At 65.6% G+C, this 18,419-nt stretch carries 22 protein-coding genes; 10 read left to right on the forward strand and 12 right to left on the reverse strand.

Annotated elements, in window-relative coordinates:
• Window positions 1-13 precede the first annotated feature (13 nt).
• From KW83_RS09555 to KW83_RS09605, 11 genes are all read right to left on the reverse strand, one after another.
• The gene (locus KW83_RS09555; protein ID WP_152563549.1) at window positions 14-352 is read right to left on the reverse strand and encodes a hypothetical protein; all 339 of its coding nucleotides are present in this window, start codon (window positions 350-352) and stop codon (window positions 14-16) included.
• A gap of 437 nt (window positions 353-789) precedes the next feature.
• On the reverse strand, window positions 790-1,218 hold the full coding sequence (locus KW83_RS09560; RefSeq protein WP_152563550.1) for a histidine kinase dimerization/phospho-acceptor domain-containing protein: 429 nt from the start codon (window positions 1,216-1,218) through the stop codon (window positions 790-792).
• A 168-nt stretch (window positions 1,219-1,386) separates the two neighbouring features.
• The gene (locus tag KW83_RS09565; protein WP_036177887.1) at window positions 1,387-2,166 is read right to left on the reverse strand and encodes a succinate dehydrogenase iron-sulfur subunit; all 780 of its coding nucleotides are present in this window, start codon (window positions 2,164-2,166) and stop codon (window positions 1,387-1,389) included.
• A gap of 16 nt (window positions 2,167-2,182) precedes the next feature.
• Window positions 2,183-2,512, reverse strand: coding sequence for a hypothetical protein (locus KW83_RS09570; protein WP_051928410.1), 330 nt, complete (start codon window positions 2,510-2,512; stop codon window positions 2,183-2,185).
• 4 nt (window positions 2,513-2,516) lie between these two features.
• On the reverse strand, window positions 2,517-4,319 hold the full coding sequence (sdhA, locus tag KW83_RS09575) for a succinate dehydrogenase flavoprotein subunit (RefSeq protein ID WP_036177889.1): 1,803 nt from the start codon (window positions 4,317-4,319) through the stop codon (window positions 2,517-2,519).
• A gap of 13 nt (window positions 4,320-4,332) precedes the next feature.
• On the reverse strand, window positions 4,333-4,722 hold the full coding sequence (gene sdhD, locus KW83_RS09580; RefSeq protein WP_235191399.1) for a succinate dehydrogenase, hydrophobic membrane anchor protein: 390 nt from the start codon (window positions 4,720-4,722) through the stop codon (window positions 4,333-4,335).
• A gap of 12 nt (window positions 4,723-4,734) precedes the next feature.
• Window positions 4,735-5,118: a succinate dehydrogenase, cytochrome b556 subunit gene (gene sdhC, locus KW83_RS09585; RefSeq protein WP_036177891.1), complete on the reverse strand. Its 384-nt coding sequence runs from the start codon at window positions 5,116-5,118 to the stop codon at window positions 4,735-4,737.
• Window positions 5,119-5,286: 168 nt separating this feature from the next.
• Window positions 5,287-6,330, reverse strand: a complete 1,044-nt coding sequence (locus tag KW83_RS09590; protein ID WP_036177902.1) for a MaoC family dehydratase — start codon at window positions 6,328-6,330, stop codon at window positions 5,287-5,289.
• Window positions 6,327-6,527 (reverse strand): DUF1737 domain-containing protein, encoded by a 201-nt coding sequence (locus KW83_RS09595; protein WP_036177904.1) that lies wholly within the window; start codon window positions 6,525-6,527, stop codon window positions 6,327-6,329. Before KW83_RS09595 ends, KW83_RS09590 begins: the two co-directional genes overlap by 4 nt.
• A 3-nt stretch (window positions 6,528-6,530) precedes the next feature.
• Complete coding sequence (locus KW83_RS09600) at window positions 6,531-7,091, reverse strand: NnrU family protein (protein WP_036177906.1); 561 nt, start codon at window positions 7,089-7,091, stop codon at window positions 6,531-6,533.
• The gene (locus KW83_RS09605; RefSeq protein WP_036177908.1) at window positions 7,091-7,948 is read right to left on the reverse strand and encodes an HpcH/HpaI aldolase/citrate lyase family protein; all 858 of its coding nucleotides are present in this window, start codon (window positions 7,946-7,948) and stop codon (window positions 7,091-7,093) included. Before KW83_RS09605 ends, KW83_RS09600 begins: the two co-directional genes overlap by 1 nt.
• A gap of 170 nt (window positions 7,949-8,118) precedes the next feature.
• Between KW83_RS09605 and KW83_RS09610 the strand changes: the two genes are divergently transcribed.
• Window positions 8,119-8,424: a hypothetical protein gene (locus tag KW83_RS09610; RefSeq protein WP_036177917.1), complete on the forward strand. Its 306-nt coding sequence runs from the start codon at window positions 8,119-8,121 to the stop codon at window positions 8,422-8,424.
• On the opposite strand, the gene KW83_RS09615 is transcribed toward KW83_RS09610, so the two are convergent.
• Window positions 8,425-9,180, reverse strand: a complete 756-nt coding sequence (locus KW83_RS09615; protein ID WP_036177919.1) for a sulfite exporter TauE/SafE family protein — start codon at window positions 9,178-9,180, stop codon at window positions 8,425-8,427.
• 143 nt (window positions 9,181-9,323) lie between these two features.
• Here KW83_RS09615 and KW83_RS09620 point away from each other — a divergent pair, with 143 nt between their 5' ends.
• From KW83_RS09620 to KW83_RS09665, 9 genes are all read left to right on the forward strand, one after another.
• Window positions 9,324-10,202 carry a PRC-barrel domain-containing protein gene (locus KW83_RS09620; RefSeq protein WP_036177921.1) on the forward strand — a complete coding sequence of 293 codons (879 nt, stop codon included), beginning with the start codon at window positions 9,324-9,326 and terminating at the stop codon, window positions 10,200-10,202.
• Window positions 10,203-10,343: 141 nt separating this feature from the next.
• On the forward strand, window positions 10,344-11,306 hold the full coding sequence (mdh, locus tag KW83_RS09625; protein WP_036177923.1) for a malate dehydrogenase: 963 nt from the start codon (window positions 10,344-10,346) through the stop codon (window positions 11,304-11,306).
• Window positions 11,307-11,519: 213 nt separating this feature from the next.
• A complete protein-coding gene (gene sucC, locus KW83_RS09630; protein ID WP_036177925.1) occupies window positions 11,520-12,713 on the forward strand; it encodes an ADP-forming succinate--CoA ligase subunit beta in 1,194 nt (397 codons plus the stop codon).
• 4 nt (window positions 12,714-12,717) lie between these two features.
• Complete coding sequence (locus KW83_RS09635; protein WP_036177927.1) at window positions 12,718-13,035, forward strand: hypothetical protein; 318 nt, start codon at window positions 12,718-12,720, stop codon at window positions 13,033-13,035.
• Window positions 13,036-13,042: 7 nt separating this feature from the next.
• Window positions 13,043-13,336, forward strand: coding sequence for an RNA methyltransferase (locus tag KW83_RS09640; RefSeq protein WP_036178196.1), 294 nt, complete (start codon window positions 13,043-13,045; stop codon window positions 13,334-13,336).
• Window positions 13,337-13,631: 295 nt separating this feature from the next.
• Window positions 13,632-14,513, forward strand: a complete 882-nt coding sequence (gene sucD / locus KW83_RS09650; RefSeq protein ID WP_036177931.1) for a succinate--CoA ligase subunit alpha — start codon at window positions 13,632-13,634, stop codon at window positions 14,511-14,513.
• A gap of 4 nt (window positions 14,514-14,517) precedes the next feature.
• Complete coding sequence (locus KW83_RS09655) at window positions 14,518-14,928, forward strand: hypothetical protein (RefSeq protein WP_036177933.1); 411 nt, start codon at window positions 14,518-14,520, stop codon at window positions 14,926-14,928.
• The gene (locus KW83_RS09660) at window positions 14,925-15,455 is read left to right on the forward strand and encodes a DUF805 domain-containing protein (RefSeq protein WP_036178199.1); all 531 of its coding nucleotides are present in this window, start codon (window positions 14,925-14,927) and stop codon (window positions 15,453-15,455) included. The genes KW83_RS09655 and KW83_RS09660 overlap by 4 nt, the downstream gene beginning before the upstream one ends.
• On the forward strand, window positions 15,452-18,415 hold the full coding sequence (locus KW83_RS09665; protein WP_036177935.1) for a 2-oxoglutarate dehydrogenase E1 component: 2,964 nt from the start codon (window positions 15,452-15,454) through the stop codon (window positions 18,413-18,415). Before KW83_RS09660 ends, KW83_RS09665 begins: the two co-directional genes overlap by 4 nt.
• Window positions 18,416-18,419 lie beyond the last annotated feature (4 nt).

Genomic DNA, 18,419 nt, shown 5'->3' on the forward strand with positions numbered 1-18,419 from the left:
ACACGGCGGCGGCTCACGTCGGGGCGGTTCTGCTCCTCGGCGAGTTGGGTCTTTTTTTGAACGAGTAGCCCGTGCGGCGCACGAAGGCCCAGACGGTGCGGTAGTCGACCTTGAGCCCGCGCTCGGCCAGTTCCACCACCAGTCCGCGCAGTGTGAACGGCTCCGTTATCCGCTCCAGAAGCCACGCCTCATGCCCGCCTGCAATCTTGCGTGGCGGGTGGCCGCCTGTCCCTGCCGGAGCGCAACTCCCGGTCGCACGCAAACGCTGCGACCACTTCACAACACTGGACGGAGCCACATCCAGGGCCGCTGCGACCTGACGCACGCTCTCGCCCCCCAACAGCCGCGCCATTGCCCTCTCTCGAAGGTCCATTGAAAGTGCTCTACCCACTACTCGCCCTCCATCTTGTGGTCGGCAACAGTGAATCACCAAAATGCAGGCCTGTGAATCCTCTATCGATTCAGGCTGATTTCATCCCGCTCTAGCGTGCCCTATCGTGCAATTCGGAAAGGTCATTTGACCAGCTCCGACGGCCACGATCGGCTGCGCACGCAGCTCACGGACGTCCCGGCGGCCGACAACCTCGCCCGCTGACGCACCACCCCGGACGGCCTTACGCCCTGCGAACATCAAAGCCGGATCGATCCACCCCCGACCCGATCCACCAGATGCCGGGACTGAACACCCAAGCAGTCGCCCGGATCCGGCGTCGCCGCGGCTGCTTCGCCATCCGGCGCATCCCCGTCGCGCCCACCATCGCTGGTGGACACCAAGACCAAGCGACCCGCTCAGACAGAGCGGTGGGGCCATACGCTTGCCTGCCTCTTGCGCATTTCCCGCGCGCTCTCTCGGTTGAGGATATCGGTCAGCCGATCTCCTGCGCCCTTTGCGGTTTCGATCAACCGGTGCACTTCGGGATCGCGCATCCTGAGGCCGATGATTTCCATGATCCCGGTCATTCCGTTCAGGGGGGTTCGCACATCGTGCAGAAAGGCGCGCCGTTCGGCAAAATCCTGGTGGACCTTCGCAGCGGCGACATGACGGGCCAACAGGATGACCGGTAGCAGCGACGACCAGACGAGCGGCAGCGCGTCGATCGCGCCCTCCGCCGCCGCAACGGCCAGCGTCACCAGCCCAGCCGATCCGCCGACCAGTGCGATCAGCCAGGGCAAGCGCGCCTGTAACACCAACATTGTTGCCGACAGGACCATCAGCACCCCGGCGGCGACCGCGGACCAGAAGGCCAGGGCCGGCGCGGCGAAGAGGCCTGAAACCCCCAAGCATAAGATGACAGAAACGTATCGTCGGGGTGTCGGTCTATCGATCAATGCGGCGCTCCTTCGGCGTCACATTGGGCGAAAACGGTTACCGGCCGGTAAACCCGATCAGACGGCGCGTTCGATCATGAGCTTCTTGATCTCCATGATCGCCTCTGCAGGGTTCAGTCCCTTGGGGCAGGTCCGGGCGCAGTTCATGATCGTATGGCAGCGGTAGAGCTTGAACGGATCTTCAAGGTCGTCGAGCCGCTCACCGGTGGCCTCGTCCCGGCTGTCCACGATCCAGCGGTAGGCATGCAGCAGCGCGGCCGGTCCCAGATACTTGTCGCCGTTCCACCAGTAGCTCGGGCAGGACGTCGAGCAGCAGGCACACATGACGCATTCGTAGAGCCCGTCGAGCTTTTTGCGGTCCTCCTCGGACTGCTTCCATTCCTTTTGCGGGGTCGAGGATTTGGTCTCCAGCCAGGGCATCACACTCTCGTGCTGCGCATAGAAGTGGCTCAGATCCGGGATCAGGTCCTTGACCACGGGCATGTGCGGCAGCGGGTAGACCTTGACGTCGCCCTTGACCTCATCGATCCCGTAGATGCAAGCCAGCGTGTTCACACCGTCGATGTTCATCGCGCAGGAACCGCAGATCCCCTCACGGCAGGAGCGGCGAAAGGCGAGCGTCGGGTCGATGTCGCTTTTGATCTTGATGAGCGCATCCAGCATCATCGGGCCGCAGCCGTCGAGGTCCACGAAATACGTGTCGACCTGTGGCGTGTCCCCGGAATCCGGGTTCCACCGGTAGATGTCGAATCGCTTCAGGTTCGACGCGCCCTCCGGTTTCGGCCACGTCTTTCCAGTGCGGATCTTGGAGTTCTTGGGAAGCGTGAGTTGTACCATAGCGGGTCTCCCTAGGTCACAGGGTCAGGTTGGTCATCCCGCGCCCGGCAAAGCACTGAAGCGTGCCGGGGCGACGGGAGATGGTCAGAACGGTCTGTGCCGTCGCTTCGGTGGGTCCGGTCAGGGAATCCGACGCGAGGCCCAGAAGCTCTCCGGTCGTGGCGTTGTCGATGACGCAGTCGAGCGCCGGCTCGAGCGGAACGCCAGGATAGCGGTTGACCAGCGTCTTGGTCACGACGGCGCGCGCCGCGTTGCGCGTCAGCTGGTCCGAGGACACCGGCGTGCAACCGGCAAGCGCCAGGCCCACGGCCGCCGCCAACGCCGCATTCGCGCCAAAGACCCCCATGCCGTCAGTAGACCCGCGTCTTGGGCTTGATCTTGTCCAGATCGATGCCCCCCTCATTGTGGCCCAGCAGAGGGTTCACGTGGACCGGGCGATAGCTCAGCTCGACCTTGCCGTTCACCCGCGCGATGGTGTGGACGCGCCAGTTCTCGTCGTCGCGGTCCGGGTAATCCTCATGGGCATGGGCGCCGCGGCTTTCCTTGCGGGCTTCGGCACTGACGATGGTGGCAAGGGCGTTGGGCATCAGGTTGGTCAGCTCCAACGTCTCCATCAGGTCGGTGTTCCAGATCATGGAGCGGTCGGTCACGCTGACGTCGTCCAGCTTGCCGGCGACCTCGTACATTCGTTCGACCCCTTGCGCGAGGGTCTCGTCGGTACGGAAGACGGCGGCATCGTCCTGCATGGTCTTCTGCATCTCGTGGCGCAGCTGGGCCGTGGGCACGCTGCCCTTGGCGTGGCGCAGGGAGTCGAACCGGTCCAGTGCCTTGTCGACCTGGGCCTCGTTGACCTTGCCGGGGCTGGAACCGGCATCCACGACCTCGCCGGCCTTGATGGCCGCGGCGCGACCGAACACCACCAGGTCGATGAGCGAGTTCGACCCCAGGCGGTTGGCCCCGTGGACGCTGGCGCACCCCGCCTCTCCCACGGCCATGAGACCGGGAACCACGCGGTCCGGCTCTGCCTCGGTCGGGTTCAGCACCTCGCCCCAGTAATTCGTCGGGATGCCGCCCATGTTGTAGTGGACCGTCGGCAGAACCGGGATCGGCTCCTTGGTGACATCGACGCCGGCAAAGATCTTCGCGCTCTCGGAGATGCCCGGAAGGCGTTCGGCCAGGGCCTCTTTGGGCAGGTGGTTCAGATTCAGGTGCAGGTGGTCCTTGTCGTTGCCCACGCCGCGGCCCTCGCGGATCTCCATGGTCATGCAGCGCGACACGACATCGCGCGATGCCAGATCCTTGTAGGTGGGCGCATAGCGTTCCATGAAACGCTCGCCCTCCGAATTGGTGAGGTATCCGCCCTCGCCCCGCGCGCCTTCGGTGATGAGGCAGCCGGCGCCGTAGATGCCCGTGGGGTGGAACTGCACGAACTCCATGTCCTGAAGCGGCAGGCCCGCCCGCGCCACCATGCCGCCGCCGTCCCCGGTACAGGTGTGGGCCGACGTGGCCGAGAAATAGGCGCGCCCATAGCCGCCCGTGGCCAGCACCGTCATCTTGGCGTTGAACACATGGATCGAGCCGTCCTCGAGACACCAGGCCACGACACCCTGGCATTGTCCGTCGTCACTCATCAGCAGGTCGATGGCGAAATACTCGATATAGAACTCGGCCCCCTGCTTGAGGCTCTGGCCGTAGAGCGTGTGCAGGATCGCATGACCGGTCCGGTCGGCCGCGGCACAGGTGCGCTGGACCGGGGGCCCCTCGCCGAACTCGGTGGTGTGGCCGCCGAAGGGCCGCTGGTAGATCGTGCCCTCTTCGGTGCGCGAGAAGGGCACGCCGTAATGTTCAAGCTCGTACACCGCCTTCGGCGCTTCGCGCGCCAGATATTCCATCGCGTCCACGTCGCCCAGCCAGTCCGAGCCCTTCACGGTGTCGTACATGTGCCACTGCCAATGATCCGGCCCCATGTTGCCGAGGCTGGCGGCGATTCCGCCCTGCGCGGCCACGGTATGGGACCGCGTCGGGAACACCTTGGTGACGCAGGCGGTCCGCAGCCCCTGTTCGGCCAGGCCGAGGGTCGCGCGCAAGCCGGAGCCGCCGGCCCCGACCACGATCGCGTCGTAGTCGTGCGTTACGTAGTCGTATTCAGCCATGTCTCAGTCCTTTCTACAACGCCAGCCGCACCAGGGCGAAGAGCCCGGCGGCGAGCGCGGCGTAGGATATGCAGGTCAGCGCGATCAGAGCGATCTTGAGGGACATGCCGCGCGCATAGTCCTCCAGCATCGTCTGGGCGCCGTTCTTGAAGTGCAGCCAGCCGACCGTCAGCGTCAGCGCTGCAATGATTGCCGGAACGGGGCGGGAGTAATAGGCGAGCACCTCCTCATAGGGCGCGCCCAGCACGGGCCCGAAGGTGAACACGAACAGCGGCACCAGGATCAGCAGACCGACCGACGACTGGATCATCGACCAGTAATGCTGGGTGCCGCGCTTTGCGGATCCCAGACCCTCGGCGCGCTTGCGATCGGTCAGGTAGGTCGAATGGGACATCTCGGACATGGCCTGGCTCCTTCAGACGATCAGCACGGTGAGGATGGTGAGCACGACGGACCCGCCGATCACGCCCCATCCAAGGACGCTCACCTGGTCCAGGCTGAACCCCCGCCCGGTGTCCCAGTAGAGATGCCGCAGACCGGCCAGCAGATGGTACCAGAGCGCCCAGAGCGACAGCACCATCACCAGATCGCCGAACCAGGAGGTGATTACCCCATCCGCGACCGCAAAGGCGTCGGGTCCGGCCGCCGCGGCAACCAGCCACCACGTGACGAGCAGGCTGCCGACGATGAGCGCGTTGCCGGTGATGCGGGTCAGGATCGACGTGATCGAATTGAGCTGCGGGCGATAGATCTGCAGGTGCGGGCTCAGGGGCCGGTTGCCCCGGTTCACATCGGCCATTTCGGTGTCCTTCTTCTGGCTGGCCGCGGCTGGCGCGGCACTGGCTGTCCTTTAAGTAGCAACTTCCCCCGCGGTGTCACGCGGGATCGGACGGGTCACAACGCCGCGCAAGACCCCGACTTCGCCCTTGTGGTCACAAACGGAACGGTTGCGATCACACTCGGCGGCTCAGACCGGCATCAGCGCCCAGTAGTCGAGGTCGAGCAGAACATGGGGCAGATATTTTCCGTCATCGCCCCTGAGGCCCTCCCGGTCCGCGTTGGTCGCCACCAGCCGCAGCCGGATCGCACCGACACCCGGCGCGTCGGTTTCGGCCGTGTCCAGCACCTCGGACCAGGCGCGGACCGTGTCCTTGGCGAAACAGGGGTTGGCGTGCGCGCCGCCGTTCAGCGCGACCATCAGCTGCGCATTGGCCAGCCCGTCGAAAGACAGCGCCCTGGCAAGGGAGATCACGTGACCGCCATAGATCAGCCGCCTGCCATCCTCCCGCGCCGTGGCGTCGAAATGGACCTTGGCGGTGTTCTGCCAAAGGCGGGTGGCCATCATGTGCTCGGCCTCCTCGATCGTGACGCCGTCCCCGTGGCGGATGACCTCACCGACGCTGTAGTCGCCCAAGCGATGCGGCGCGCCCGCCAGCCCGGTATCGTAACTGCTGAAGTCCAGTCCCTTCGGCACCACCAGCTGAGCTGGATCCACCGCGGCCGCAAGGTCCGGCACGACCGTCTCGGGCGCCCGCGCCTGGGGGTCGCGCTTTCGCACCATGACCCAGCGCACGTAGCGCATCACCGGATCGCCGTGCTGGTTCGTGCCCGTCGTGCGCACCCAGACCACCCCGGTCCTGCCGTTCGAGTTCTCCTTCAGCCCGATGATCTCGGATGCGGCCGTCAGCGTATCGCCGGGCCAGACCGGCGCCAGCCACCGGCCTTCGGCATAGCCCAGATTGGCGACCGCGTTCAGCGACACATCCGGCACCGTCTTGCCGAAGACGATGTGGAACACGATGAGCGCATCCATCGGGCTGCATGGCAGTCCGCAGTCCCGGGCGAACACGTCCGAGGACGCAATCGCATGACGCGACGGATAGAGCATTTGGTAGAGTGCGCGCTCTGCGGTCGTCACGGTACGGGGCACCGAATGGCGAATCACCTGACCGACGCGGTAATCCTCGAAGAAACGGCCGGCGGTGCCCTTCGGCGCGGGGGCGGGCGTCATTGGTCGCCCAGCTTCAGGTCGGGATCGTAGGGGGCGTGGTCGTGCTTCACCACTGCCTGGGCGCAGCGCATCACCCCGTTGTTCTGGTCGTAGGCATAGCCGGGGGGGCCGTGAAGCTCCCAGCCCTTGGACAGCGCCTCAGAGACCTTGTGACAGAACGCGGACGTGTCGTCGCCCGTCAGCAATCGGTAGATCATCGGTTACCCCGGAAATGGCCAGACGCCGAGCCACGCATGGATCGCCGTGATGATGGCATACAGAACCACGGAGATGACGAGAAGCCGCACAGTCCCCCTGGTCGAACCGCCGGTGTAGGGGTCCGGCGCGGGTTCGTTGGCGTTGATGACAACCATTTCCACCACCGCCCAGACCAGCAGCGTCCCGAACATCACGATGGACGCGAGATCGCCGTTCACGGTCAGGTGCAGACCCGCCCAGAGCGCGAAGCCGGTCAGTTGCGGGTGCCGCAACTTGCCCCTGAGGTTCGATTTCGATGAGCCGAGTCCGAAGAGCGCGATGGCAAGGATCATGCCCAGATTGACCAGATGCACGGTCCAACCGGGTGTCGTGTAGACCGGCAGGAAGGGTGCGGCGCGGTAGCCCATCACCATCAGCACCACGGACACAAGCAGCGCCAGGGCAAAGACTGCCTTGGACGCCTTGCCCATCCGCACCTGCAAACGGGCGCGGGCGGCCGGGGCGACCCGTTTGAAGAGATGCGCCGCGATCCACAGCGCCAGTCCCAGGACAAGGAGTTCCATCAGCCTTTCCCTCCCGCCGCGGCCGCCTTGGCAAGCGTGGCGCGTGCCGTGGCGACATGAAGGTTTTCCACGATCCTGCCGTCCACCACGGCAACCCCCTGCCCCGCGGCGCCGGCCTCCTCCCAGGCCGCGATCTGGCGCCGGGCCAGGCTGACCTCCGCCTCTGACGGAGAGAACACCTCATTGCAGATCGCGACCTGGGCGGGGTGGATCAGGGTCTTGCCGTCCATACCCAGCGCCCGGCCCTGCTGACATTCCGCGCGCAGGCCGTTGTCGTCCTTGAAGGCGTTGAACACGCCGTCCACGCAGACGATGCCGCCCATGCGCGCGGCGGCCAGGCAGGTCTGAAGGGCCATCATCAGCGGCATCCGGTCGCCGCCGGTCTCGCACCCCAGTTCCGCGGCCAGATCGTTGGTGCCGATCACGAACCCCTCGATCCGGGGCGACATGGCGATCTCGGCCGCGTGGAATACCCCGCGGGTGGTTTCCATCATCGCCCAGATGCGCGTCTCCGCCGTCGTGCGGTCCTGCGACAGCCTTGCATCCAGCGCCTCTATATCCGCGCGACCGTTCACTTTCGGCAGCAGGATCGCCTGCGGACCCGTATCCGCGATGGCCTCCAGATCGCCAGCGCCCCATTCCGTGTCGAACCCGTTGATCCGCACCACGCAGGCGCGGCCGCCGTAGCCGCCGGCGCGCAGCGCATTGGCCAGCGTCTCCCGCGCGGCGACCTTCTCATCTACCGCGACAGCGTCTTCGAGATCGAAGATGATCGCGTCGACGGGCAGCTCGCGCGCCTTTTCCAGCGCCCGTTCCTTCGAGCCGGGGATGTAGAGTACCGATCGCCAGGGCCGCATCGCTCATCCTTCCGCACGCCAGACCGTGCCCGGAATTGGCACGACCCGGGACTGTGCCGCAACCCCCTTGCCGCGGCGCGGCGGGGTGCACCGTACGCTGCCGTAAGCCCGCATCAGGGGTCGGCGTCGCAGCGTCAGCATCGCAACGGCCGTTCAGCAGGAGTGCCCCCATGTCCCGTACGTTTCTTCTTTCGACCCTCTTTTCCGGCACCATTGCCCTCTCTCTCGGGCAGGCCCGCGCCGAGCCTTCCTGCGCGCCCCGCGCGGATGTTCTGGCGAAACTGGCCCAGGATTTCGGCGAGGAGCGCCGTTCGATCGCCCTGGCCGAGAGCGGCGTGGTGCTCGAGACCTTCGCAAGCCAGGGCGGCTCCTGGACGGTCCTGGTCACCCGGCCGGACGGCACCAGCTGCCTGCTCGCCTCCGGCCCGTATTTCGAGGAAGTGGATGAGCCCCTGCTGAGGGGAGAACCCAGCTGATCAGGCCAGCCCGTCCCAGATCAACTTCGTCCCGGTCACGGCAAGAAGCACGTAGGTCACCCGGAAGAACCATACGGCCGGGATCCGGCGATGCAGCCAGATGCCGGTCAGGATCCCCGCGACGGCAACCGGCGCAAGGTAGAGATCGGCGATCAGCGTATCGCGGCTGATCGCGCCCAGCAGCGCGTAGGGGCCGATCTTCATCAGGTTGATCGCCCAGAAGACCAGCACCGTGGTCGCCTGAAAGACTTCCTTTTCGACCTTCCGCGACAGCAGATAGACCGCCGCAGGCGGTCCGCCGGCATGGGACACGAAGCTGGTGAACCCCGCGACCCCGCCCCAGATCCAGCCAGCGACCCGTCCCCCCGGCAGCCCGTCGGTGCGGATCAGCCCCCGGTCGCGGGACATCTGGAACGCCACGAAAAGAAGCGCGATCGACCCGATCAGCACGCGCGTGACATCGGCATCCGCGCTGCGGAACACCAGCGCGGCCAGAACGGTCCCCGGAACCGCGCCGAGGCAGAGCGCCGCGGCGGCGACCGGATCCCACTTCCGCCAGTAAGCCGGCAGTGCGGTCACATCCATGACCATCAGCAGCGGCAGCATCAGCGCCAGCGCGGTCTGCGGCTCCGTGACCAGCGCCAGGATCACCGCGCCGGCGAACGCGGCCCCCGATCCGAACCCGCCCTTGGAAATCCCCGCGACCAGCACCGCCGCCACCGCAGCCAGCAAGATCGGAGCGGAGGTCAGGTCCATAGCTTCCCACTATCGCAAGGATTTCCGGCAGGCCATGTCCTTTGACACGGGGTCGCCGGCGGCGCGATGGGAACCAACCACGTCATACAGCATTCTGTCCAACAGAACGCGGCCTCGGGTCGCGCCAACGGAGGATACTTCCAATGAACCGCATTTTTACAACAACCGCACTTTCCGCGCTTCTGCTGACCGGCGCCGCCTATGCCGAGCAGCACACGACCACGGACAGCGCGGCGATGGATCAGACCGGCTCCGGCGGGGTCTTCGCACAGGTCCCGGCAAATCCCGATCTGCAGCGCGGCACCGACCTGATCGGCATGACGGTCTATACCATGATGGGCGGGAGCGGCGGCGATCAGCCGGCGGCTGACTCCGGCTCCGCGGACACGACATCCTCGGACACGAGCGGCAGCGCGGACAGCGGCTCGGCCACGGCACAGGATCAGCGCCAGAGCATCGGCGAGATCAACGACCTCATCATCACCCGGGATGGCTCTGTCGACTACGTGATCGTCGGCGTCGGCGGCTTCCTCGGGATCGGTGAGCGCAACGTCGCCGTGAACATGGACTCTCTGGAGTACAACCCGCCGATGCAGGATGGCGGCGAGATGTTCCTGACCATTCCGGCGTCGCAGAGCGAAATCGAGAACGCTCCCGAATTCGATCCGGCCTCGCTCGAAGCGGGCGGAAGCGCGGGATCGTCGATGGATAGCGGACAGGCCACGGGGGACGCCGCACAGCAGTCCGGACAAGCAGCAGAGCAGGCTGGCCAGAATGCGGAACAGGCCGCGGAGGAAGCCGGCCAGAACGCCGAACAGGCCGCGGAGGAAGCCGGCCAGAACGCCGAACAGGCCGCCGACGCGGCAAGCCAGGAGGCCGAGCAAGCCGCGGAGGATGCGGGTCAGGCGGCCGAGAATGCTGCCGAAGAAGCCGGCCAAGCGGCAGAAGATGCGGGCCAGGCTGTCGAAGATGCGGGCCAGGCAGCCGAGCAGGAAGTCGAGGAAGAGACTTCCGGCAACTGAGTCGCACACGCTTCGTGCGGTCCAGCACCGATTTGCTGGCAGGCGGCCACCTTCGGGTGGCCGCTTTCGCGCGCGGGACTTGCCTTGAGGCCGATCAGCCCGTAACCCTCCGCGCGATCAACCCATCAGCGGAGATTCTCCATGGCCAGACCCAAGATCGCTCTGATCGGTGCCGGCCAGATCGGCGGCACGCTCGCACATCTGGCCGCACTCAAGGAACTGGGCGATGTCGTCCTGTTCGATATTTCCGACGGGATCCCTGAAGGCAAAGCGCTCGACATCGCCGAATCGGGACCCGCAGAGGGTTTCGACGCCGCGCTTACGGGCACGCAGGACTATGCAGACATCTCCGGGGCCGATGTCTGCATCGTCACCGCCGGCGTGCCGCGCAAGCCCGGCATGAGCCGCGACGACCTGCTGGGCATCAACCTCAAGGTCATGAAATCCGTGGGCGAAGGCATCCGCGACAACGCGCCGGACGCCTTCGTGATCTGCATCACCAACCCGCTCGACGCCATGGTATGGGCGTTGCGCGAATTCTCCGGCCTGCCCCATCAGAAGGTCGTCGGCATGGCGGGGGTTCTCGACAGCGCTCGTTTCCGCCACTTCCTGAGCCTGGAATTCGACGTGTCCATGCGGGATGTCACCGCCTTCGTGCTGGGCGGGCACGGCGATACGATGGTCCCGCTCACGCGGTATTCCACCGTCGCCGGCATCCCTCTGCCCGATCTGGTCAAGATGGGCTGGACCACCCAGGAGAAGCTCGACGCAATCGTTCAGCGCACCCGCGACGGCGGCGCCGAGATCGTCGGCCTTCTCAAGACCGGCTCGGCCTTCTATGCGCCCGCCACCTCCGCGATCGAGATGGCCGAGGCCTATCTGAAGGACCAGCGCCGCCTCTTGCCCTGTGCGGCATGGTGCGACGGCGAATTCGGACTCGACGGCTTCTACGTCGGGGTGCCGACGATCATCGGCGCAAGCGGGATCGAAAAGATCGTGGACATCAAGCTGAGCAAGGACGAACAGGCGATGTTCGACAAGTCCGTGGAGGCGGTGAAGGGGCTGGTCGACGCCTGCAAGGGCATCGACGACAGCCTCGCCTGAGGTTCAGCCGATCCCGACGATAAACGCACGCCCGCCGCTCCGGCGGGCGTTTTCGTTCCACTCCAGCCCATGAAGCGTGATCACACGAATTTTTTTGTGATCACAAAATGGCGACGTTAGCGCGGCCACTGGCCTTTCTGGTTCAAACCGTTTGTCCCCGACGCATGGCCATGTCATCTCCTGCGGCCAACGGACACATGCCGGAGATGCCACATGAACATCCATGAGTACCAGGCCAAGGCCCTTCTGCGGGAGGTCGGCGCACCGGTCTCCGACGGCCGGGTCGTCACCCGCGCGGAAGAGGCCAAGACCGCCGCCGGTGAGCTCGACGGCCCGCTCTGGGTCGTGAAGGCGCAGATCCATGCGGGCGGGCGCGGCAAGGGGTCCTTCAAACAGGCCGATTCCGGTGAGAAGGGCGGCGTGCGGCTGGCGAAATCCGTCGAAGAGGCCGCCGAAGAGGCCCGCAAGATGCTGGGCCGTACCCTGGTCACGCATCAGACCGGCCCGGCCGGCAAGCAGGTCAACCGCATCTATATCGAGGACGGCTCCGGGATCGAGACCGAGCTCTACCTTGCCCTTCTCGTGGACCGTCAGACCAGCCGCATTTCGTTCGTCTGCTCGACCGAAGGCGGCATGGACATCGAGGAGGTCGCCGCCGCCTCGCCAGAGAAAATCCTCAGCTTCGACGTGGATCCGGCCACCGGCTACCAGCCCTACCACGGGCGCCGCGTGGCCTTCGCGCTGGGTCTGACCGGCGGGCAGGTCAAGCAATGCGTAAGGCTGATGGGCATCCTCTACGCGGTCTTCGTGGACAAGGACATGGAGCAGCTTGAGATCAACCCGCTGATCGTCACCGACGGCGGCGATCTCAAGGTTCTCGATGCCAAGATCGCCTTCGACGGCAACGCGCTCTACCGGCATCAGGACATTGCCCAGCTTCGGGACGAGACGGAGGAGGACTCGAAGGAACTTCAGGCCTCCAAATACGATCTGAACTACATCGCGCTGGACGGTGAGATCGGCTGCATGGTCAACGGCGCGGGCCTGGCCATGGCGACCATGGACATCATCAAGCTCTACGGCGCCGAGCCCGCGAACTTTCTGGACGTGGGCGGCGGTGCGACCAAGGAGAAGGTGACCGAGGCGTTCAAGATCATCACCAGCGATGACAACGTCAAAGGTATCCTTGTCAACATCTTCGGCGGTATCATGCGCTGCGACGTGATCGCCGAAGGCGTTGTCGCCGCGGTCAAGGAAGTCGGCCTGAAGGTGCCGCTGGTCGTCCGGCTGGAAGGCACCAACGTCGAGAAGGGCAAGGAGATCATCAACTCCTCCGGCCTCGACGTGATCGCCGCGGACAACCTGCGCGACGGTGCGGAAAAGATCGTGAAAGCGGTGAAGGGGTGAGACGGTGAAGGTCTGGGAGACCGAATTGACAGCAGGGGCGGTCAGGAACCGGAACATCAAGCTTGAGGGTGGCCCGTTTTTCCTTGCACCCTATACCGGCGGTGCAAGGGAGTCCGAAGCGCCCACCAAACGCCTGAGCGTGCAGTTCAAGAACGGACCGCGGGCCCCCATGTGGGTGTATGGCGACAAGAAAATCCTCACGCCAAGGGTCGGCCCGGTCGGTGAATTCTTCGCCGCGAATAGCATCCGTGAAGATCGGTCGGTGCGGATCAAGATCACGCAACCGGCCTTGGGCGAGCTTTTGGTCGAGAAGGTGTCCTAGTTTGAAAATGCCCCCAGCCCCCCAATCCTCTCCCCTCCTCATCGGCGCCGCTCTCCTTGGCGCCGGGTTGATCCTGCGCAACTGGCAGCCGTCCGCCCTGTCGCTGCCCGAGCCGCCCGACGTTCCGCATCGCGACAGCGGCTGGCAAAAGGCCGCGCGCCGCACACGCGATGTGTTCGCCCGTGTGCTTCCTGGCAACATGACCGGCTCTATCGGGCGCACCCTGGTGATCATGGGGGCGGGACTGGTTCTGATCCGTCTGCTCGACATGGCCGTGGACGATCAGGAGGCCCTGTTTTGACATATGCCATATCGGCCTTTCCGATGATCCCTGCGGATCTGTCCCTTGCCGGCATCGGTGCGCCGGACCGCCGCCTGACAGGCGGACCCGGGTCCGACCAAGACGGCGGGTGTCCGCTCCGCCGGACGCGCCATGGCCGCCGGGACAAGGGACACCGGGCCACCGAACGGCCGGATCGCTACCGACCGCACCGGACCGACGCCGCTCCGATCCGCAGCCCTATCCAAAGCCCGTCCGGCGGGGATCCCGTCTCCGCCATCGCACGATCGAACAACCCGAGCCGAAAAGGGACCTCATGGCCATTCTCGTAGACGAAAACACAAAGGTGATCTGCCAGGGGTTCACCGGCTCCCAGGGGACCTTTCATTCCGAACAGGCGATCGCCTACGGCACCAGGATGGTCGGCGGCGTCACGCCCGGCAAGGGCGGGCAGAGCCACCTCGACCTGCCGGTGTTCAACTCCTGCCATGAGGCGGTGGCCGAGACCGGCGCCAATGCCAGCGTGATCTACGTCCCGCCCCCTTTCGCGGCCGATTCGATCCTGGAGGCCATCGACGCGGAGATACCCCTGGTGGTCTGCATCACCGAAGGGATCCCGGTGCTGGACATGATGAAGGTCAAGCGCGCCCTCGACGGGGCCAGGACCACGCTGATCGGGCCGAACTGCCCCGGCGTCATCACGCCCGGTGCCTGCAAGATCGGCATCATGCCCGGTCATATCCACAAGCGCGGCAAGGTGGGCGTGGTCAGCCGGTCCGGCACGCTGACCTATGAGGCGGTCAAGCAGACCACGGACGTGGGGCTGGGCCAGTCGACCTGCGTCGGGATCGGCGGCGATCCGATCAAGGGAACCGAGCATATCGACGTGCTGGAGTGGTTTCTGGCGGATGACGAAACGCAAGCGATCATCATGATCGGAGAGATCGGCGGCCAGGCCGAGGAGGACGCCGCTCAATTTCTGGCCGACGAAAGAAAGGCCGGGCGCTGGAAGCCAACGGCCGGATTCATCGCCGGGCGCACCGCGCCCCCGGGCCGGCGGATGGGCCATGCGGGCGCCATCGTGTCGGGCGGCAAGGGCGATGCCGACTCCAAGATCGCGGCGATGGAGGAAGCCGGCATCGTCGTGGCCGACAGCCCCGCCGGTCTGGGTGAGGCCGTGCTGAAGGCGATCGGCTGACACCATGACGGGCGACGCGCACAGATCGGTCTCCCGCGCCGCGTTCTGGAGTGTGGCGCCGGGCCTGGCCGTCCTGTCGGCGATCCCGGCGGTGTCGGATACGGTCCGCGTGCTGACCGCCCTCTGCGTGCTGGCCGCGCTCTGCCTTCTGGCGGTGCGCCGGATGCGGGACGCGGGCCGACCGCCCGCCCGCCTTCTGCGGCCGGGCGCGCCGCTCCTGACCCCGGGCGCGATCCGGGCATGGGCCGCCGGTGCGACCGATCCCCATGCGGCGTCCGATCCCGGCATCGCACATCCCCTGCCGGGATGGGTCGTCCCGATGCTCTGGGCCGCATTCGCAGGCGCCGGCGCGCTGGCCGCAACCTGCCTCGGGACGCTCTTTTGGTGGCTTTCGCGTCCGGGGGCGCGGCCATGACCTTCGTCGATGCGGTGCGCATCTGCTTTGCCAAGTACATCACCTTTTCGGGCCGCGGCCCGCGCAAGGAATACTGGTACTTCGTCCTGTTCCTGATCATCGGCAGCGTCGTGGCGGGGGGGCTCGATTCGCTTCTCTTCGGCGGCGTCACGATCACGGTCCAGCCCGGAGATGTCGCAGCGGAAAGCGACGGACCGATCGCGTCGGCCTTCGGTCTGGTGACCATCGTGCCGTCGATCTCCGCCGGCTGGCGGCGGATGCACGACACGGGCCGCTCGGGCCTCTACCTGCTCTATCCGATCATCGTCGTCGTCGGCATCCTGACCTTCACCGGCCTGCTGGCCGGGTTCGATCCGCTGCTGCAGGGCGATTTCGGCGCCCTGGTCGCCGGCGGCTCATCAATCGTGATCGGAATCGCCCTCTTCGTCCTTTTCCTCTCCCCGCTCCTGGTGCTCTGGTGGCTCACGCGCCCGTCCGAGCCGGGGGCGAACGACTACGGCCCAAATCCGCATGAGGTGTCCCCATGACCGATCAATCGAACAACGACGTCTTCCGCGAGTCGTCCTTCATGCAAGGCCAGAACGCGGCGTATCTGGAACAGCTCCATGCACGCTACGCCGACGACCCGTCTTCGGTGGACGACAGCTGGCGGGAGTTCTTCCGGCAGCTCGGCGACGACAAGGACGCCGCACGGCAGGAGGCCAGCGGCCCGTCATGGGCGCGCCGCGACTGGCCGCCCCAGCCCAGCGACGACCTGACCCGCGCGCTCGACGGCGACTGGCCCGCGGCCCCGGAGGCGGACGGAAAGGCCATTGCCGGCAAGATCTCGAAGAAGGCAGAGGCCGGCGGCCAGACGGTCACCCAGGATCAGATCCGCGCCGCCGTCCTGGATTCCGTTCGCGCGCTGATGCTGATCCGCGCCTACCGGATCCGTGGCCACCTGGCGGCCGATCTCGACCCTCTGGGTTTGCGCAGTACCGCCTATCAGGCCGAACTCGACCCGAAATCCTACGGGTTCGACGACACCGACATGGACCGCAAGATCTTTATCGACAACGTGCTGGGCCTTGAGGTCGCGTCGCTCAAGGAGATCCTCGAACTGGTGCGCCGCACCTACTGCGGGACCTTTGCGCTGCAATACATGCACATATCCGACCCCGAGCAGGCGGCCTGGCTGAAGGAGCGGATCGAGGGCTACGGCAAGGAGGTCAAGTTCACCGAACAGGGCCGCCGCGCGATCCTGAACAAGCTGGTGGAAGCAGAGGGGTTCGAGAAATTCCTGCATGTCAAATACATGGGAACCAAGCGGTTCGGCCTCGACGGCGGCGAGGCGCTGATCCCGGCGATGGAGCAGATCATCAAGCGCGGCGGCGCCCTTGGCGTGCAGGACATCGTGATCGGCATGCCGCATCGCGGCCGTCTCAGCGTGCTCGCCAACGTGATGGGCAAGCCCTATCGCGCAATCTTCAACGAGTTTCAGGGCGGCAGCTTCAAGCCGGACGACGTGGGGGGCTCCGGCGACGTCAAATATCATCTTGGCGCGTCCTCTGACCGGGAGTTCGACGGCAACACCGTCCACCTGTCGCTGACCGCGAACCCCAGCCACCTTGAGGCGGTGAACCCGGTCGTGCTGGGCAAGTCGCGCGCCAAGCAGGACCAGCTGAACGACACCGACCGCGACAGGGTGCTGCCGGTGCTGCTCCACGGCGACGCGGCGTTCGCAGGTCAGGGCGTTGTGGCGGAATGCTTCCAGATGTCGGGCGTGCGCGGTCACCGCACCGGCGGCACCATGCATATCGTGGTGAACAACCAGATCGGCTTCACCACCTCGCCCGCGTTCTCGCGCACGTCGCCCTATCCGACCGACATCGCGCTGATGGTGGAGGCGCCGATCTTCCACGTCAACGGCGACGATCCCGAAGCCGTGGTCCATGCCGCCAAGGTGGCGACCGAGTTCCGTCAGAAATTCCACAAGGATGTGGTCCTCGACATCATCTGCTATCGCCGCTTCGGGCATAACGAAGGCGACGAGCCGATGTTCACCAACCCGGCCATGTACAAGACGATCAAGCAGAAAAAGACCACCCTGACCCTCTATACCGAGCGTCTGGTGCGCGACGGCCTGATCCCCGAGGGCGAGATCGAGGACATGAAGTCCGAATTCCAGCAGCTTCTGTCGGACGAGTTCGAGGCCGGCAAGGAGTTTCGCCCGAACAAGGCGGACTGGCTGGACGGGCGCTGGTCGCATCTCGACAAGGAGGGCAAGAAGTACCAGCGCGGCAAGACCGCCATCGCGCAGGAGACGCTGGACGATGTCGGCCGGGCGCTGACGTCGGTTCCGGACGGCTTGAACATGCACAAGACCGTGGGCCGGCTGCTTGAGGCGAAGGCGAAGATGTTCGACAGCGGCGAAGGGTTCGACTGGGCGACGGCGGAGGCGCTGGCGTTCGGATCGCTGCTGACCGAGGGCTATCCGGTCCGCCTGTCCGGCCAGGATTCGGGCCGCGGCACGTTCAGCCAGCGCCATTCGGCCATCGTCGATCAGAAAACCGAAGAGCGTCACTATCCCCTGAACGCCATCCGCGAGGGCCAGTCCGAGTACGACGTCATCGACTCCATGCTGTCGGAATATGCGGTGCTGGGGTTCGAGTACGGCTATTCGCTGGCGGAGCCCAATGCGCTGACCCTGTGGGAGGCGCAGTTCGGCGACTTCGCCAACGGCGCCCAGATCATGTTCGACCAGTTCATCAGTTCGGGCGAATCGAAGTGGCTGCGGATGTCCGGCCTCGTCTGCCTGCTGCCCCATGGCTATGAGGGACAGGGACCGGAGCATTCCTCGGCCCGGCTGGAGCGGTTCCTGCAGATGTGCGGACAGGACAACTGGATCGTCGCCAACTGCACCACCCCGGCCAACTACTTCCACATCCTGCGCCGCCAGATTCACCGGTCGTACCGCAAGCCGCTGATCCTGATGACGCCGAAATCGCTGCTGCGCCACAAGCTGGCCGTGTCGAAAGCGGAGGATTTCGTCACCGGCTCGTCCTTTCACCGGGTGCTCTGGGACGATGCCCAGCATGGCAACTCGGAGTTGCAGCTTGCCTCCGACGACAAGATCGAGCGCCTGGTGATCTGCTCCGGCAAGGTCTATTACGACCTGCTGGAAAAACGCGACGCCGAGGGGCTGGACGGCGTGTACATCCTGCGTCTGGAACAGTTCTACCCGTTTCCGGCGCATAGTCTGGTCAAGGAGCTGGAGCGGTTCAAATCCGCCAGGATGGTCTGGTGCCAGGAAGAGCCCAAGAACCAGGGCGCCTGGAGCTTTGTCGAGCCGAACATCGAATGGGTTCTGAACCGCATCGGCGCGACCCATTCGCGGCCCGACTATGCCGGCCGCCAGGCCGCCGCATCGCCGGCCACCGGCCTCGCGTCACAGCACAAGAAACAGCAAGAGGCGCTGGTCAATGCCGCGCTCGGAATCGAAGGATAAGACC

Origin of the sequence: Palleronia rufa (assembly GCF_000743715.1) — a bacterium.
In the GTDB taxonomy this organism is placed as follows: Bacteria; Pseudomonadota; Alphaproteobacteria; order Rhodobacterales; family Rhodobacteraceae; genus Palleronia; species Palleronia rufa.

Coding starts and splice junctions, on each gene's coding strand:
- sdhC (WP_036177891.1), bottom strand. CDS start 5,118: ATGGCCGATGTGAACCGGGGCAACCGGCCCCTGAGCCCGCACCTGCAG.
- KW83_RS09600 (WP_036177906.1), bottom strand. CDS start 7,091: ATGGAACTCCTTGTCCTGGGACTGGCGCTGTGGATCGCGGCGCATCTC.
- mdh (WP_036177923.1), top strand. CDS start 10,344: ATGGCCAGACCCAAGATCGCTCTGATCGGTGCCGGCCAGATCGGCGGC.
- KW83_RS09565 (WP_036177887.1), bottom strand. CDS start 2,166: ATGGTACAACTCACGCTTCCCAAGAACTCCAAGATCCGCACTGGAAAG.
- KW83_RS09570 (WP_051928410.1), bottom strand. CDS start 2,512: ATGGGGGTCTTTGGCGCGAATGCGGCGTTGGCGGCGGCCGTGGGCCTG.
- sucD (WP_036177931.1), top strand. CDS start 13,632: ATGGCCATTCTCGTAGACGAAAACACAAAGGTGATCTGCCAGGGGTTC.
- KW83_RS09620 (WP_036177921.1), top strand. CDS start 9,324: ATGAACCGCATTTTTACAACAACCGCACTTTCCGCGCTTCTGCTGACC.
- KW83_RS09605 (WP_036177908.1), bottom strand. CDS start 7,948: ATGCGGCCCTGGCGATCGGTACTCTACATCCCCGGCTCGAAGGAACGG.
- sdhD (WP_235191399.1), bottom strand. CDS start 4,722: ATGTCCGAGATGTCCCATTCGACCTACCTGACCGATCGCAAGCGCGCC.
- KW83_RS09555 (WP_152563549.1), bottom strand. CDS start 352: ATGGCGCGGCTGTTGGGGGGCGAGAGCGTGCGTCAGGTCGCAGCGGCC.
- KW83_RS09640 (WP_036178196.1), top strand. CDS start 13,043: ATGCCCCCAGCCCCCCAATCCTCTCCCCTCCTCATCGGCGCCGCTCTC.
- sucC (WP_036177925.1), top strand. CDS start 11,520: ATGAACATCCATGAGTACCAGGCCAAGGCCCTTCTGCGGGAGGTCGGC.
- KW83_RS09590 (WP_036177902.1), bottom strand. CDS start 6,330: ATGACGCCCGCCCCCGCGCCGAAGGGCACCGCCGGCCGTTTCTTCGAG.
- KW83_RS09595 (WP_036177904.1), bottom strand. CDS start 6,527: ATGATCTACCGATTGCTGACGGGCGACGACACGTCCGCGTTCTGTCAC.
- KW83_RS09665 (WP_036177935.1), top strand. CDS start 15,452: ATGACCGATCAATCGAACAACGACGTCTTCCGCGAGTCGTCCTTCATG.
- sdhA (WP_036177889.1), bottom strand. CDS start 4,319: ATGGCTGAATACGACTACGTAACGCACGACTACGACGCGATCGTGGTC.
- KW83_RS09660 (WP_036178199.1), top strand. CDS start 14,925: ATGACCTTCGTCGATGCGGTGCGCATCTGCTTTGCCAAGTACATCACC.
- KW83_RS09655 (WP_036177933.1), top strand. CDS start 14,518: ATGACGGGCGACGCGCACAGATCGGTCTCCCGCGCCGCGTTCTGGAGT.
- KW83_RS09615 (WP_036177919.1), bottom strand. CDS start 9,180: ATGGACCTGACCTCCGCTCCGATCTTGCTGGCTGCGGTGGCGGCGGTG.
- KW83_RS09610 (WP_036177917.1), top strand. CDS start 8,119: ATGTCCCGTACGTTTCTTCTTTCGACCCTCTTTTCCGGCACCATTGCC.